Annotated in this window: 11 protein-coding genes; 4 read left to right on the top strand and 7 right to left on the bottom strand. The window is 64.1% G+C overall.

The window, feature by feature from the left end; genetic code table 11:
• Window positions 1–160 precede the first annotated feature (160 nt).
• Entirely contained in the window at window positions 161–3004 is a 2844-nt protein-coding gene (locus AC1DYX_RS16245; protein WP_477260577.1) for a TonB-dependent receptor domain-containing protein, read from the bottom strand.
• Between the two features lie 807 nt (window positions 3005–3811).
• Between AC1DYX_RS16245 and AC1DYX_RS16250 the strand changes: the two genes are divergently transcribed.
• Together AC1DYX_RS16250 and AC1DYX_RS16255 are read left to right on the top strand one after the other, a co-directional pair.
• Window positions 3812–5434, top strand: coding sequence for an NAD(P)/FAD-dependent oxidoreductase (locus AC1DYX_RS16250; RefSeq protein WP_477260579.1), 1623 nt, complete (start codon window positions 3812–3814; stop codon window positions 5432–5434).
• A gap of 333 nt (window positions 5435–5767) precedes the next feature.
• Complete coding sequence (locus AC1DYX_RS16255) at window positions 5768–8437, top strand: TonB-dependent receptor (protein WP_477260581.1); 2670 nt, start codon at window positions 5768–5770, stop codon at window positions 8435–8437.
• A 146-nt stretch (window positions 8438–8583) separates the two neighbouring features.
• Here the strand turns inward: AC1DYX_RS16255 and corA are convergent, their stop codons facing one another.
• The 5 genes from corA to glnA form a co-directional block, all read right to left on the bottom strand.
• Window positions 8584–9552 (bottom strand): magnesium/cobalt transporter CorA, encoded by a 969-nt coding sequence (gene corA / locus AC1DYX_RS16260; protein ID WP_477260583.1) that lies wholly within the window; start codon window positions 9550–9552, stop codon window positions 8584–8586.
• Window positions 9553–9708: 156 nt separating this feature from the next.
• Window positions 9709–11226, bottom strand: a complete 1518-nt coding sequence (gene ntrC, locus AC1DYX_RS16265; protein WP_477260585.1) for a nitrogen regulation protein NR(I) — start codon at window positions 11224–11226, stop codon at window positions 9709–9711.
• A 61-nt stretch (window positions 11227–11287) separates the two neighbouring features.
• A complete protein-coding gene (glnL, locus tag AC1DYX_RS16270) occupies window positions 11288–12373 on the bottom strand; it encodes a nitrogen regulation protein NR(II) (RefSeq protein WP_477260587.1) in 1086 nt (361 codons plus the stop codon).
• 15 nt (window positions 12374–12388) lie between these two features.
• The gene (locus tag AC1DYX_RS16275; protein WP_477260597.1) at window positions 12389–12904 is read right to left on the bottom strand and encodes a DUF4124 domain-containing protein; all 516 of its coding nucleotides are present in this window, start codon (window positions 12902–12904) and stop codon (window positions 12389–12391) included.
• A gap of 162 nt (window positions 12905–13066) precedes the next feature.
• Entirely contained in the window at window positions 13067–14482 is a 1416-nt protein-coding gene (glnA, locus tag AC1DYX_RS16280; RefSeq protein WP_477260589.1) for a type I glutamate--ammonia ligase, read from the bottom strand.
• Window positions 14483–14771: 289 nt separating this feature from the next.
• On the opposite strand from glnA, the gene AC1DYX_RS16285 reads away from it, so the two are divergent.
• Together AC1DYX_RS16285 and AC1DYX_RS16290 are read left to right on the top strand one after the other, a co-directional pair.
• Window positions 14772–15230: a rhodanese-like domain-containing protein gene (locus tag AC1DYX_RS16285; RefSeq protein WP_477260591.1), complete on the top strand. Its 459-nt coding sequence runs from the start codon at window positions 14772–14774 to the stop codon at window positions 15228–15230.
• Between the two features lie 100 nt (window positions 15231–15330).
• Entirely contained in the window at window positions 15331–16413 is a 1083-nt protein-coding gene (locus tag AC1DYX_RS16290; protein ID WP_477260593.1) for an NHL repeat-containing protein, read from the top strand.
• A gap of 52 nt (window positions 16414–16465) precedes the next feature.
• Here the strand turns inward: AC1DYX_RS16290 and AC1DYX_RS16295 are convergent.
• Window positions 16466–16682 (bottom strand): transposase (locus AC1DYX_RS16295; RefSeq protein WP_477260595.1); only part of this gene is annotated, 217 nt, incomplete at its 5' end.

The raw sequence follows: 16682 nt of genomic DNA on the forward strand, positions 1-16682 counted from the left end.
GCCGTAGGGTGGGCGGCCCCCGCCCACGCGGACGTTTGCCATGTGTTGGCGTCCGCGTGGGCACGGGGTGCCCACCCTACAAATAAAAAAACCCGCCGGCAGCGACGCGCGGCGGGGTTGGCAAACGGCGGCATCGCTGCCGCCGCATTCACATGCTTGATTAGAACGTGTAGGTCAGGCCGAGGCTGTAGAAGCGACCCACGGCGCCGGCCTGGTGCAGCGACGCGTTGTAGGCGGTCTGCGTACCGGAGTTGCCGTAGGTGGCCACGTCGATCGGCGGCTGGCGGTCGAACAGGTTCAGGACCGAACCCTTCAGCGTCAGGTTCTGGCTCAGCTTGTACTGCACGTTCAGGTTGGTCGTCGTGAACGACGCCACGTGGCAGTAGTAGTCAGGCTGGGTCAGGCCGTCGAAGTACAGGCGGCCACCGACGTCGGACGCGGTCGTGGCGCAGTCGTTCGCAGGGATCGACGGGTCCTTGGTCGAGAAGTCGCTCGTGTAGTTCATCGTCGCCGTGATGTCGAGCGGGCCGCGTGCGTAACCCAGCGTGAACTGCGCGCGGTCTTTCGGGCTGCCCGTTGCACCGGACACGACCGACGGTCCCTGCGTGCCGGCCAGCTGGAACGACGCGCCCGCCACCTCGGAAATGTAGCTGAAGGTATGGGCTGCGCTCAGGTTCGCACGCACGACGCCCATGTCGCTCGGCAGTTTCCAGCGGTAGCCGACGTCGGCCTCGATACCGCTCGTCTTGGTGCTGCCCGCGTTGATGTACGGCGACAGCGCGTACTGGATCGGGCCGACGGGCGGAATGCCCTGGACGGTGCCGGAGCCGACGCCGGTCGCGATGTCGACCGGGAGGGCCGGAGCACGCACCCACACCGGCACGAACGACGGGTCGTTACCGGCCGAGGTCACGATCTGGTTGTTGACCTTGATGTTGTAGTAATCCAGGGTCATGTTCAGGCCGCGCATCGGCTCGGCGATGATACCCAGCGTGAACGACTTCGACTTCTCGGGCGACAGGTCCTTCGTGGTCGACTGCACGTAGATCGGCGAGATGCCGCACGCGGTCGGCACGTTGCCGGCCGTGGTCTTGCTGCCGTTGGCGCACAGGATCGGGTCATTGATCGCGTTGAACGTGAAGATCGAGCCGGCATTGCCCACCTCGGCCGGGTTCGGCGCGCGGAAGCCGCGGGCGAACGTACCGCGCACACCGAACGAACTGACCGGAGCCCACTTGAAGCTGGCGGCCGGCGTAAACGAGTTGCCATACGTGTCGTAATGGTCGTAACGGCCCGAGACGTGCAATTCGAGGCTCTTGACCGGGGTCGCCTGCAGTTCGCCGAAGGCCGCCGTGTTGGTCTCGTCGCCGATGACGAACGCCGTCGTGCTGGCGACGGTGCCGCTCGCCGTCAGCGCAGCCGGCGGGGCATTCTGCTCACGCTTGTGCCAGTGCACGCCTGCCGCCAGGGCCAGCGGACCGGCCCCCAGCTGCATCAGTTCGCGCGAACCCACCAGGTCGAAGTAGTTCAGCTTCGACACCAGCGAGTTGGAAAAGCGCGGCGAGATCTGGGCAACCAGGCTCGGATCGTTGCCGCCCACCGGGTTCCACGTGCCGTTGTTCAGCGCGGTATAGAGGGCGTAGCGGTTGACGTAGCCGCTGTAGTTGATGTCCGTCTTGACCTTCGTGATGCCGCCGGCGGCGTTTACGTCCCAGCCGTAGGCGCTGCCGTGCAGGTCGGCCGCGAAGCGGGTCGTCAGCGCGGTGTTGTCCAGCGTGCGGTCAGGGTCCACGTCGGGGATGAAGCCGTACAGGCGGGCCGCCGTCGGGAACGGATTCGTGTAGCCCTTGCCGACAGGCGTGCCCGGTGCGAACAGGGTCGAGCCGAACGCATTGACGCCCGGTGTGGCCGAACCCTGCGCGACAACGGTGTTGCCGTTGAACGCGCTCGGGCTGTAGGCCAGGTAGGGAGTACCGCGGTTGTTCAGGCTCTTGCGCTGGAACATCGAGCCCTTCAATCCCAGTTCCCAGTCCTGGTTCAACTTCTTGGTGAAGCCGACCAGCAGGTTGAAGTTCTCGGTCTCCGGCTGGATGTAGCCGGCGTTGTTGGTGACGGCACAGGCGCCCGACATATACTTCTGGTAATCGCACTTGCTTGGATCCAGGAACACGAAGTTGGCCGGATTCTCGACCCTCGTGTACGCCTTCCCGGTGGCAGGATTGATGCCGGGCAGGATCGGGCCGGTCGGGTTATACAGGAACGGGGTGTTGGTCGGCGTCAGGAAGCTGTTGACGGCCGTCGGCACGCCCAGGTTCAGGTTGTTGCCGCCGCGCGAAGTCCAGTCGGCGTTGTCCCAATCGAATTGCGAACGCTGGTTGACCTTGATGTAGCCCTGGCGGCGCCATTCGGCCGTGACGAAGCCGTTGTAGCCATCGTTGTCCAGGTCGCCAAAGCCCGTGCTGATCGAGGCGCGGTTCGTCTTGCCGCCGCCGTGCTGGGTATTGCCGGTTTCGGCGGCCAGACGGGTGCCGGTGAGATTTTTCTTGAGCTTGATGTTGACGACGCCCGCGATCGCGTCCGAGCCGTACAGCGACGACGCGCCGCTCTTCAGGACCTCGATGGAGTCGATGGCGTCGAACGGGATCGACGAGACGTCGACGAAGGAGCGTTGCGAGTCGTCCGACAGCGGGTATGGAGCGAGGCGGTGGCCGTCGACGAGGACGAGCGTGGCGCCGACCGTCAGGCCGCGCAGCGACACGCCCGAGGCGCCGTTCGCGAATGCGCCCGAGAAGCCGCTACCGAGGGTACCCTGGCCATTGGCGGCGAGGTCGTTCAGCAGTTCGGCGACCGAACTCTTGCCGCTTCTCTGGATGTCCTGTGCCGTCAACACTTGCACCGGGGTCGGGGTCTCGGTGTCGGTCCGGCTGATCAGCGAACCGGTCACGACGACGCGCTGGAGCTGCTGGGGACTTGCACCTTCTTGCGTCTGAGCCAATGCAGGCACGGCGAGGATCGCTCCGCCGGCAATTGCACACGAAATAGCAAATGGCATCGACTTCATTTTTAACGTCATGAATACTCCTTCTTGGGTCTCTCAAGTGGTCTTTACAAACACCAAATGCGGACATGACGTTATGCGCGGGGGCGGCCGATACCGCGCCGCCCCCGATTGCAATGTAGCTCTGTCCGCATAGGCTTGTGGCCTGGTGCGTTTAAACTACTGCTAACTACCACACGGAATTACTGTGTTTTTTCATCCTTCGCCCTGTAGGACGAACCCTCTCAATTAACGTTTCATCGATATCAAACGTTACTGACGTGTCGATAAAACCACAGCAAAAGCAAAAGTGTCAATAATGCATAATCAATGAAATGTATAGAAACAACACATTTAAAATGCCGCGGACTTAACGCTTTTTCCTGGTGCAGCGCAGCGCCAAAAAGGGTTTTCTTATAATTAATAACGCCCTATCGCGGGGCATTTCCTGCGCAGCTTCTTGAATATCAAAGGTAACCCTGAAAAGAGTCGCTTGCGACGCGCTGCAGCAAACKTGTGACCGAACTCATGCATATACGATAAAAATCGTGCCAGGGCGCACAATGCCCGAGTTGCCACCATGCATGGGGGAAGCCAAGGTCGGTTGCTTGTCTACAACACAAAACGGGGGAAAGGGAGAATCCGTCATGCATGGGATGCCGGTCCTTTGCTGCCGGCCCGGGAAGCTGATGGCTTATACTGGCGCCTGTACCGATCTGCCGCCGCCGGCTCGGCGCCCGTCCGGCGTCGCCGTGTGCCGGCCTACCATTCATCATGCTGCGAATTAACGAACTCAAACTCCCCCTGAATCATCCCGACCACGCCCTGCGCGACGCCATCGTCGGCCGGCTTGGCATTGCCAGTGACGACCTGATCGATTTCACGGTCTACAAGCGCAGCTACGACGCCCGCAAGAAAAGCGCGATCGTCCTGATCTACGCGCTCGACGTCGACGTGCGCAACGAAGCGGCCGTGCTGGCCCGGCTGGCGCGCGACCCGCACATCGTCCCGGCGCCGGACACCGGCTACAAGTTCGTGACGCAGGCCTTGCCGCCGGCCGGTACGCCGCGTCCGGTCGTCGTGGGCATGGGGCCGTGCGGGCTGTTCGTCGCGCTGATCCTGGCCCAGATGGGCTTCAAGCCCCTCGTGCTGGAGCGCGGCAAGATCGTGCGCGAGCGGACGGTCGACACGTTCGGCTTCTGGCGCAAGCGCAAGCTGAACACGGAATCGAACGTACAGTTCGGCGAAGGCGGCGCCGGCACCTTCTCGGACGGCAAGCTGTACAGCCAGGTCAAGGATCCGAAGCACTATGGCCGCAAGGTGCTGAACGAGTTCGTCAAGTCGGGCGCGCCGGAAGAAATCCTGTAYGTCAGCAAGCCGCACATCGGCACCTTCCGCCTCGTCAAGATGGTCGAGCAGATGCGCAATGAAATCCTGGCGCTGGGCGGCGAGATCCGGTTCCAGACCCGCGTCGAGGACGTGCTGGTCGAGGACGAAGGCGGACTGTCGGGGCGCCAGGTCGTCGGCGTGAAGCTGCACACGGGTGAAGTCATTCCGACCCGCCACCTGGTGATGGCCGTCGGCCACAGCGCGCGCGACACGTTCCAGATGCTGTACGACCGCGGCGTCTACGTCGAGGCGAAGCCGTTCTCGATCGGCTTCCGCGTGGAACACCCGCAATCGCTGATCGACGTGTGCCGCTTCGGCCCGAACGCCGGCAACAAGATCTTGGGCGCGGCCGACTACAAGATCGTGCACCACGCCTCGAACGGCCGCAGCGTCTACAGCTTCTGCATGTGCCCGGGTGGCACCGTCGTCGCCGCTTCGTCCGAGGAAGGGCGCGTCGTCACGAACGGCATGAGCCAGTATTCGCGCGCCGAGCGCAACGCCAACAGCGCGATCGTCGTCGGCATCACGCCGGCCGACTTTCCAGGCCACCCGCTGGCGGGCATCGCGTTCCAGCGCGAACTGGAATCGCGCGCGTTCGTGCTGGGCGGCGGCAGCTATGACGCGCCGGGCCAGCTGATGGGCGACTTCGTGCGCGGCGTGCCGTCGAAGGAATTCGGTTCAGTGACGCCGTCGTTCAAGCCGGCCGTGCACCTGACCGACCTGGCCCCGTCCCTGCCCGACTATGCCATCGTCGCGCTGCGCGAAGCCTTCGTCGCCTTCGACAAGCAGATCAAGGGATATTACAAGGAAGACGCCGTGCTGACCGGCGTCGAGACCCGGACCTCGTCGCCGATCCGCATCAAGCGCCACGACGACAACCTGCAAAGCCTGAATACGCGCGGCCTGTACCCGGCCGGCGAAGGCGCCGGCTACGCGGGCGGCATCATGTCGGCCGCGATCGACGGCATCCGCGTCGCCGAGGCCGTCGCGCTGGCGATGGTTAGCTGATTCTCGTTCTTACTTACCGTCCGGGGCCGATGGCGCCCCGGCGGCCGTCTCCCCCCCCCCCCGCTTCCCACTGCCTGCGTCACCTCCGTCTGGTGCAGCCGGCCCCGTGGGCACGCCTGAACGTCTGGCATCTGCGGATTTCACGCGGAAACTTTGTATTAAATTCTTACAAGTAGTAATGCAAATGTGTCTGTTTTCGACGTAATTACGCAACAAAATCACGTGGATTTTTGTTTCTGTCGTGTATGTTTACCATTCATGAAATATTGGTACACCGCTATTTCATAACTTGTAACCTACAACAACAGGACCAAGATGATTGCAGAAAAAACCATGGCGCGTACCCTGCGCCTCATATTCTCCGGCACCACTCTCGCGGCCGGCTTCGGACTCTCCGGCACCGCCCTGGCGCAAACCCAGGAAGTCCAGCATGCGCCGATCGCCCGCGTGGAAATCACCGGCTCGGCGATCAAGCGCATCGACGCAGAGACTGCCGTGCCCGTTACCGTGCTCAAGGTTGACGACCTGAAGAAGGAAGGCATCACCACCATCGAACAGGTGATGGCCAACCTGAGCGTTTCCCAGGCCCAGCAAGGCACCAGCCAGTCCGTCGGTAACAGCACGGGCGGCGCGTCGTTCGCCGACCTGCGCGGCATCGGCCAGAACAAGACCCTCGTGCTGCTGAACGGCCGCCGCCTGGCGAACAACGCCTATGACAGCTCGGCACCCGACCTGAACATGATCCCGTTCGCCGCGCTCGAGCGCGTCGAAGTCCTGCGCGACGGCGCATCGTCGCTGTACGGCTCGGACGCCGTCGGCGGCGTGATCAACTTCATCACCAAGAAGAATTACCAGGGCGGCGTCGTCACCGCCGGCATCGACACCCCGGCGCACGGCGGCGGCAAGTCGTACAACGGCAACCTGGCGCTCGGCTGGGGCGACCTGGACAGCCAGGGCTGGAACTTCTCGGCCGTACTCGACCATCAGGAACAGTATCCGCTGACCGGTACCGACCGCCCGTACAACACACGCTACGCCGGCGGCCTGTCGTCCTCGACCTTCCCGGCCAACTACTATCAGGGCGGCGACAGCGTCAACCCGGCCGGCCCGGGCTGCACGACCGGCGTGCACCTGATCCCGGACGGCAGCACCGGCTGCCTGATGACGACCTCGTCGTTCGTCGACTATATCCCGCGCAACGTCCGTGACTCCGGCCTGTTCCGCGGCACCCTGAAGCTGGGCCAGCATGAACTCGGCGTCGAATACCTGACGAGCCAGAGCATCGTGGCCACCACCATCGCCCCCGTTCCRTACGGCGGCCTGTACATGAACCGCCTGCGTCCGGACGGCACGGCCAACCCGTACTATCCGGCCGGCCTCGATCCGACCTACACGGAAACGTTCATGCCGGCCGGCGTGCAGCCGGGCTTCACGCACGTCAAATGGCGCGACATGCCGAACGGCGTGCGCCAGGACAAGAACACGAACCGCCAGCAGCGCCTGGTCGTCTCGCTGGCCGGCAATGTCGCCGGCTGGGATTACGACGGCGCCGCCACCTGGAACGAGAACCGCGTGCAGGAGCAATTGTTCGGCTACAGCAACGGCGACATCATCACCCAGGGCGTCCTGAACGGCGTCATCAACCCGTTCGGCGACCAGACGGCCGCCGGCACCGCGCTGCTGAACTCGGCCTCCCTGTCGGGCGTCATCCAGACCGCGCGCGGCCAGAGCACCGGCCTCGACCTGCACGCCAGCCGCGAACTGGGCGACTGGCTGAACGCCGGCCGCAGCGCCGCCGTGGCGATCGGCGGCCAGGCGTCGTACGACAAGTTCACGAGCGCCGCCAACACCGAGTTCGCCGAGAAGGTCATCGCCTCGACCGGTATCGACCCGAACACCTTGAACTCGGGCTCGCGCCACGTGTACGCCGCGTACGCCGAACTGAACGTGCCGATCAACAAGACCCTGGACATAACGGGCTCGGTCCGCTACGACAAATACAGCGACTTCGGCAACACGACGAACCCGAAAGTGTCGTTCCGCTGGCAGCCGACGCAGTCCGTGCTGGTGCGCGGCTCGTACTCGACCGGCTTCCGCGCCCCGTCGCTGTACGACATCCACTCGGCCCAGACCTACACCAACACCCCAGGCACCTATGACGACCCGGTCACCTGCCCGGGCGGCACCCCGCTGCCGGGCCACGCTGCCGCAGCGAACTGCAGCCAGCAGTTCCAGGTGCTGGGTGGCGGCAACCCCGCGCTGCAGCCTGAGAAGTCGAAGAACGCCACGCTCGGCATCATGCTCGAGCCGCTGAAAGGCCTGAGCGTCGGCGTCGACATCTGGGCCCTGAAGCTGGACCACCARATCGACGTGCTGAGCCTGGACGACATCTTCGCCGACAACGTCACGTACGCCTCCCGGTACCACCGCAACCCGGCCGGCGAACTGTCGGTGGACGGTTCGCAGTGCCCGAACCCGGCGACCTGCGGCTACATCGAGCGGCTTAACCAGAACCTGGGCGGCATCATCACCAACGGCGTCGACCTGTCGGCCAACTACCGCCTGCGCACCTCCGGCTGGGGCACGTTCACGTTCGCGTCGAACAGCACATGGATCCACAAGTACGAGTACCAGAACACGGAAGGTGGCGAATGGCACCAGAACGTGGGCGTATATTCCGGCGACAAACCGGTGTTCCGCTGGCAGTCGACCAACAACCTGTTATGGAACCGCGACGCCCTGTCGGCCGGCCTGACCGCGCACTACAAGAGCGGCTACGTGGACCAGGATCCGACCAACCACGTCGCGTCCTACACCACGTTCGACACCTTTGTCGCCTGGCAGCAGGCAAAGGGCCTGGGCCTGACCCTCGGCGTGCGTAACCTGCTCGACCGCAATCCGCCGCTGTCGTACCAGGATTACACGTTCCAGGCCGGCTACGATCCGCGCTACACGGATCCGCTGGGCCGTACCTTCTATGCGCGCGTGAACTACACGTTCTAAGCTGATACGCACGAGAAAACAAAACGCCCGGTGCTCGCGCATCGGGCGTTTTTATATTGTGCGTCGAATTTGGCGTTTGGTGGGCACGGGGAGCCAACCCTACGGTGCGATTTGCCGTAGGGTGGGCTCCCCGAGCCCACCTGACATCACAACCAGCCCGCCTTCCTGAATTTGCGGTACAGGTAGACACCGACGGCTACCATGATGGCGAGCGCCGTCGGATAACTCCACTTCCACTCCAGCTCGGGCATGTACTTGAAATTCATGCCCCACACGCCGGCGAACGCCGTGAACACGGCGAAAATAGCGGCCCAGGCCGCCAGGCGCTTGTTCACCTCGCTCTCATCGATCGAGACCATCGACAGGTTCACCTGGATCGCGGTGCTGATCGTGTCGCGGATGGTATCCATGCGGCCGGCGATGCGGATCAGGTGGTCGTGCACGTCGCGGAAGTAATCCTGGGTGCCGAGCACGAGCGGCGGCACGCGGCCGCCGTGCAGCCGGCTGATCTCTTCCAGCAGCGGGAACACGGCATGGCGCAGCACGAGGCCCTTGCGCTTCAACTGATACAGCCGCTCGACGTTCTCGCGCTGGGCGCCGTGCGTGAAGATGCGGTCTTCGACGGTCTCGAGTTCGGATTCGAGCATGTCGACGACGGGGAAATAACGGTCGACGACGGCGTCCATCAGCGCATACATGACGAAGGCGGAGCCCATCTTCAGCAGATGCGGCTCGCGCTCGGCCCGCGCGCGCACGCCCAGGAAGCCCTTGATGGTATCGCGCCGCACGGACAGCACGTAGTTCTTGCCGGCGAAGATCGCCAGCTCGCCGGTGGTCAGGTGGTCGCCCTCGACGAGGTCGACCGTGTGCACGACGGTGAACAGGCAGTCGCCGTATTCCTCGATCTTGGGACGCTGGTGGCCGCGCGAGGCGTCCTCGACGGCCAGCTCGTGCAGATTGAACTCTTCCTTCATCTGCGCCATCTCGGCCTCGGAAGCGTCGCGCAGCGCAACCCAGACAAAGCAGCCGGGTTTGTCCAGGTAGTCGCTGRTGTCCTCGACGGGGATGTCGCACAGCTTCCGGCCTTCCTGGTAGGCGACACAGTTGATCAGCATGTCATCGGGTGGTTGTTGCAAAGATGGCAGAGCTTACACCATCAGCGCGGCGCCGGCGATCTACGAACGTCCGCGTGGGCACGGGGTGCCCACCCTACGTCTTTCCGCGAAACGGTAGGGTGGGCTCCCCGAGCCCACGCGTGCAAGCATACGCGCTTACTCGTCTTTGGCGCCGTCGATGCCCAACTCCGCGATCTTGCGCGTGATCGTATTGCGCCCGATACCGAGCCGGATCGCCGCATCGTTCTTGCGCCCGTGCGTGTGCTTCAGCGCGGTGCGGATCAGCGCGGATTCGAACTGGCGGCCCAGCACGTCCATCACCTCGACCTTCCCTTCCGACAGCATGCGCGCGGCCTGGAGTTCCAGCAGACCGATCCAGCCCTCGGCGCCGTTCGRCAGCGCGCCCGGCTCCGCGCCGTGCATCAGGCTTGACGACGGCGACGCCAGCGTGACCGTCCCCGCCCCGCCCACGCCCGAGCTGAGGCCGACGGCGATCCCGTTGCCGCCCGCCGGCATGGGCTGTGCTTGGGTCAGGTCGCGCGGCAGGTCCTTCACTTCCACCGTCTGGCCCGGCGCCATCACCGTGATCCAGTTGCACAGGTTTTCCAGCTGGCGCACGTTACCGGGGAGTTCCAGGCCGGTGAGGAAGCGCAGCGCGTCGTCGCTCATGCGCTTGGTCTCGACGCCCAATTGTCGTGCACTCTGCACCAGGAAGTGGCGCACCAGAATGGGGATGTCCTCGCGCCGCTCGCGCAGCGAGGGCAGGCGCAGGCGGATCACGTTCAGGCGGTGGTACAAGTCTTCGCGGAACAGGCCGTCGCGCACGCGCTGTTCCAGGTTCTGGTGCGTGGCCGCGATGACGCGCACGTTGGCCTTCACGGGCTGGTGCCCGCCCACGCGATAGAAATGGCCGTCGGACAACACGCGCAGCAGGCGCGTCTGCAGGTCGAACGGCATGTCGCCGATCTCGTCCAGGAACAGCGTGCCATTTTCCGCCTGCTCGAAACGGCCGCGCCGCATGGCCTGCGCTCCCGTGAATGCGCCGCGCTCATGGCCGAACAGTTCGGATTCCAGCAGGTCCTTCGGGATCGCCGCCGTATTCAGCGCGATGAACGGCTGTTGCGCGCGCGGGCTGTGCTTGTGCAGGGCGCGCGCCACGAGTTCCTTGCYGGAACCCGATTCGCCCGTGATCAGCACCGTCACGTTCGATTGCGACAGGCGCCCGATGGCGCGGAAGACTTCCTGCATCGCCGGCGCCTGGCCCAGGATTTYCGGGGTTTCGGACGGCGTGATGTCGACGCTGGCCTCGCGCAGGCTCTCTTCGAGCGCGCGGCGGATCAGGGCGACGGCCTTGTCGATGTCGAATGGCTTGGCCAGGTATTCAAAGGCGCCGCCCTGGAACGAGGCGACGGCGGAGTCGAGGTCGGAAAAGGCGGTGATGACGATGACCGGGAGTCCAGGATGGCGTTCCTTGACGGCCGCCAGCAGGTCCAGGCCCGATTCTCCGGGCATGCGGATGTCCGACACCAGCACCTGCGGCGTGTCCGTCTCGAACGCGGCAAGCGCTTCGCGCCCGCTGGCGAAACTCCGGGTGGCGAGGTTCTCGCGCGCCAGGGCTTTTTCCAGCACCCAGCGGATCGATGCATCGTCGTCGACAATCCAGATTGGTTTCATGTAGTTCGTGCTTCCCGCGATGGTTCAAGGGGGATTGTCGGCGCACCGTTCGACCGGCTGCTTATGGCAGCGGGATCATGATGCGGAAATCCGTCAATCCAGGCCGGCTCTCGCACTCGATCATTCCCAGGTGCTGTTGCACGAAGGTCTGCGCCAGCGTCAGCCCGAGACCGCTGCCGCCTTCGCGCCCGGAGACGAGCGGATAGAAGATGCGGTCGCGGATATCGGGGGCGATGCCCGGTCCGTTATCGATGATATGCAAGTCTAATGCCAGCCCGTAACGTACCTTCGCCAGAGTGACCTGGCGCGCCACGCGGGTCCGCAGGACGATCTCCGCGTCGCCCGCCGCGATCTGCTGGCGCAGTGCCTGGGCCGCGTTATGGACGATGTTCAGGACGGTCTGGATCAGTTGTTCCTTGTCGCCGCGGAACTCGGGAATCGACGCGTCGTAGTCGCGCCGGATGGCCAGCCCCACCGGGAACTCGGCCAGCACGAGACTGCGCACGCGTTCGCACACCTCGTGGATGTTGACGTCGCCCACGATGTGCGGCCGGCGATGCGGCGCCAGCAGGCGGTCGACCAGGGTCTGCAACCGGTCTGCTTCCTTGATGATCACCTGCGTGTATTCGCGCAGCGAACTCAGATGCACATCCGGCAGCTCCAGCTCCAGCAGCTGGGCCGCGCCGCGGATGCCGCCCAGCGGGTTCTTGATCTCATGGGCCAGGTTGCGGATCAGTTCCTTGTTGGCCTGGCTCTGGTCGAGGATGCGTTCCTCGCGGTCGAGCTTGAGCTGCTGGACGTTCTCGCGCAGCTCGACGACGACCTCGGCCTCGCCGGCCGCGCTGACGATGATGTGCACGTGCAGCGGGTCGCGCCCCGGACGGAACAGCGTGAGATCCTGGCGCAGGTCGGCATATTTATGGGCGATCGCCTGTTCGCACAGCGCACCCAGTTCGTCGCCATTGGTGAACAGGCCAACCAGCTTCTGGCGCGACATCGCCTTGGCCGAGATGTCGAGCAGCTGTTCGGCGGCCGGGTTGCCATAGCGCACGAGCCCATCGGCATCCGCCACCAGCACGGCGGAGGCGAGCATGTCGAGGCCGGTGAAACGGTCGTTCTGGGAAGGATGGTCCGGGGTCCCGTTCATCGGCAAAGCATGTCCTTATCGTATGTTGGCGAGTTCGCGCTTGAGCGCTTCGACGTTCTTTTCGCTGCGGCCGATGTCGTCGCGCATCTGGGCCACCCGCTCCTGGTACTTGGCGTAGTTCTTTTCGTTGCCCTGGCGCTCGGGTTCGCCGTTGTTGAAGTCGCGCTTCAGGTCCGCCAGTTTCCGTTCCTCGGCGCGCAGTTCGTCCTCGAGGATCGTGCGCCGGTCGTCGTCGCGCGCGCGCTGGGTGGCGCTGTCCACGCGGGGAAACCCTCCGGGATTCGCGCTTGCTGGCGCCGGACGTCCGGCGCCCTGCCGCATCGTCACCGCCGGGGCGGGACGTGGGGCCGGAGCCGGCGCGGCGATGTAACCGGGCAGGTCGAGCACCTTGCAGCCGGGTTTATTGATGTCGGTAAATTCCACCCTGCCGCTCTTGTCGAGGCATTTGTAGACGACGGAATCGGCCCGCGCGCCGCCATGCGCGGCGAGCCCCGCGACCAACGCCAGGCGCAGGAGGAAGCTGCTTGTCATTCGCATCAGGTCATTCTGAATGCATGGTTGGGAAGCTTCCGACTATACCCCATCCAATAAAAAACGCGAGGCAGCCGGCTGGCTTTCCCCGCGTTTTCGTTACCGTGTGGATACACTCCAGTGCCGTTCGTTTCCAATCCGGCACTGGATGATGCCAACGAATTACGACGAGTAGTACATGTCGAATTCGGCCGGGTGCGGGGTCATGCGCAGACGCTGGACTTCGTTCATCTTCAGGTCGATGTACGCGTCGATCATGTTGTCGCTGAACACGCCGCCACGGGTCAGGAACTCGCGGTCCTTGTCCAGGGCTTCCAGCGCTTCTTCCAGCGAGGCGCAGACCGTCGGGATCAGCTTGTCTTCTTCCGGCGGCAGGTGGTACAGGTCCTTCGTTGCGGCTTCGCCCGGGTGGATCTTGTTCTGGATACCGTCCAGACCGGCCATCAGCAGGGCTGCGAAGCACAGGTAGACGTTGGCCAGCGGGTCCGGGAAGCGGGTCTCGATGCGACGGCCTTTCGGGTTCGCCACGTGCGGGATACGGATCGATGCCGAACGGTTACGTGCCGAGTAAGCCAGCTTGACCGGCGCTTCGTAGCCCGGCACCAGGCGCTTGTACGAGTTCGTGCCCGGGTTGGTGATGGCGTTCAGGGCGCGGGCGTGCTTGATGATGCCGCCGATGTAGAACAGTGCCGTTTCCGACAGGCCGGCGTAGCCGTCGCCTGCGAACAGGTTCTTGCCGTCTTTCCAGATCGACTGGTGCACGTGCATGCCCGAGCCGTTGTCGCCGTTCATCGGCTTCGGCATGAAGGTCGCGGTCTTGCCGTAGCTGTGGGCCACGTTCCAGATCACGTACTTCAGGTTCTGGGTCCAGTCGGCGCGCTCGACCAGCGTCGAGAACTTGGTGCCCAGTTCGTTCTGGCCGGCGCCGGCCACTTCGTGGTGGTGCACTTCGACCGGGATGCCCATCGATTCGAGGATCAGCGACATTTCCGAACGCATGTCCTGGAAGCTGTCGACCGGCGGGACCGGGAAGTAGCCGCCCTTGACGGTCGGACGGTGGCCGCTGTTGCCGCCTTCAAATTCTTTCTCGGTCGACCAGGAAGCTTCTTCCGAATCGATCTTGACGAAGCAGCCGGACATGTCCAGTTTCCAGCGGACGGAGTCGAAAATGAAGAATTCCGGTTCCGGGCCGAAGTAGGCGGTGTCGCCGATGCCCGACGATTTCAGGTACGCTTCGGCGCGCTTGGCGATCGAGCGCGGGTCACGGTCGTAGCCCTTGCCGTCCGACGGTTCGATCACGTCGCACTGCATGAACACGGTCGTCTCTTCCATGAACGGGTCGAGGTTCGCGGTATTCGGGTCAGGGATCAGCAGCATGTCCGATGCTTCGATGCCTTTCCAGCCGGCGATCGACGAGCCGTCGAATGCGTGGCCGGATTCGAACTTGTCTTCGTCAAAATGCGAGATGGGAACGGTCACGTGCTGTTCCTTGCCGCGGGTATCGGCGAAACGCAAATCAACGAACTTGACTTCGTTGTCCTTCAGCATCTGCATTACATCTGCGGCGGTCCTTGCCATTCATATCTCCTAAGTCAAAAAGGGGTGTCGACGCCAAACGGGGCGTGCGACAGGCGCGATTTCTTCAAAGCAGAAATTATGCCAGCATTTTGCCATGAGCAAACAAATAATGAATATTTTGATGTCATTTAATCTGCCCTTTAAAATCAATGACACCCGCATAGGTGCACAAATTTGATGCACCCTCAGGCGTTCGCACCAAACAAGTGCAATTTTTCGAGTATGCACCAACTTGATGCGCAACGCACCAAAAGTGCGAGCCGGACCCACCCAGGATAGGAGTAATGACATGAGCAAGACCGACGAGATCCTCGCCAACGCCCGGGCCCGTACGCCCGGCCAGCCGTACGCGGGCGCCGTCACGCCCCAGGAAGCGTATGCGCTGCTGCAATCCGACCCCAGGGTCAAGCTGGTCGACGTACGCACGAATGCGGAGCGCGACTGGGTCGGCCGCCCGGCCATTCCGGACACCCAGCACGGCGCCGTGCAATGGTCGCTGTACCCCGGTGGTGCGCCGAATCCCGATTTCGCCGCACAGCTGCAGAATGCGGCCGCCCCCGACGACGTCGTGCTGTTCCTGTGCCGCTCCGGCGTGCGCTCGCGTCACGCGGCGCGCACCGCCACCGAACTGGGCTACAGGAACGCCTTCGACATCCTGGAAGGCTTCGAAGGCGATCGCGACCCCGAGGGCCATCGCAAGACCGTGGGCGGCTGGTGCAAGGCCGGCCTGCCCTGGATCGGCGCCTGAACCATTCTCTCGTCCCGCTGTCGTACCGTGATAATTGCTGAGATTACGCACGGTGCGCGCGTGCTAGCATGCCGGCTCGTTGTTGACCTGAAGGAACCCCATGAAGATCGAATCCGCCGTCCCTGCCCGCGTCCGCGTGCATCTCCTGTGCGCGGTCGCGGCGCTGCTGTGCGCGTGCGGCCCCGGCGGCCCCAAGCGCCACACGGACGACGGCGATAACGGCGGCAACACCGGGCCCAGCCCGGGCATCACCCTGGTGGCCGGCAATGCGGACGTTGCCGGCAGATTCGACGCCAAAGGCGGCACCGCGCGCTTCTCGACGCCGCGCGGCATCGCCATCGACGCGAACGGGAACCTGTACGTGGCGGACCAGGACAACTTCGCCATCCGCAAGATCGCGCCGGACGGCACGGTATCGACCTTCGCCGGCCGGCTCGGCGCCAGTGGCACGGCGAATGGCAAGGGCAATAACGCCCGCTTCAGCCTGCCCACCGCGCTCGCGATCGACGGCGGCGGCAACCTGTTCGTCACGGATGCCCTGGCAATCCGCAAGATCACGCCGGACGGCAACGTCACGACGGTCACGACGTTCCCGTCCGGCGTCTCTGGCACCGACAATACGCAACTCCCCGCCGGGATCGCCGTCGACACGTCGGGCAATTTGTTCGTCACGACGGGCTTCGATACGCGGCGCTTCCCGATCGATAATCCGGGCCGCTCGGCGCAGCTGGAATCGGGGACCGTCGAGAATGTCTCCGGCGCGAACGACGTGGTGCCGCGCGGCGTCGCCGTGAATGCCGGGGGAACGGCTTATGTCGCCGACCTGAACAAGACGATCAGCCGCGCCGACTCCGGCGCCAACCGCCTCACGCGCTTCGTCGGCACGGCGGGCCGGACCGGCAAGGCCGACGGCAGCGGCGCCGTGCCCAGTTTCCAGCAGGTGGTGGCGCTCACCGTGGACAACAATGGCGACCTGTATGCGGCCGATGCCATCAACAATACGGTACGCAAGATCACGCAAGACGGTGTCGTGACGACACCCGCCGGTACGGCCGGAGCGACGGCGCTGAGGACGGGCAAGCTGCCGGGCAGCTTCGCCGTCCTGCACGGCATCACGACGGACGGCAACGGCACGCTGTACGCGACGTCCGGCAATGCCGTCGTGAAGATCGTCCTGCCCTAACGCCAACGGACCGCATAGTCACTGCCGTAGATACCGTCTCGCCCGTCAAGCCTCACATGGCGTAATTTGGGTCATATGGCCTGCCTGTGTGCACAACACCAAAGCACAGGTGGGCCAGCTTGCGCATGCAGGCGCCGATGACGGCCATTTTGGTTTTGCCTTTGGCGAGCAGGCGTTCACTGAAGGCCTTGATGTGTGGGTTCCATTGGCGGGCGACCAGGGCTGGCATGTATAGCAGCTTGCGCAGATGCGCTGGTCCCTCTTTCGAC

The sequence above is a fragment of the Massilia sp. P2_C2 genome (assembly GCF_056404615.1).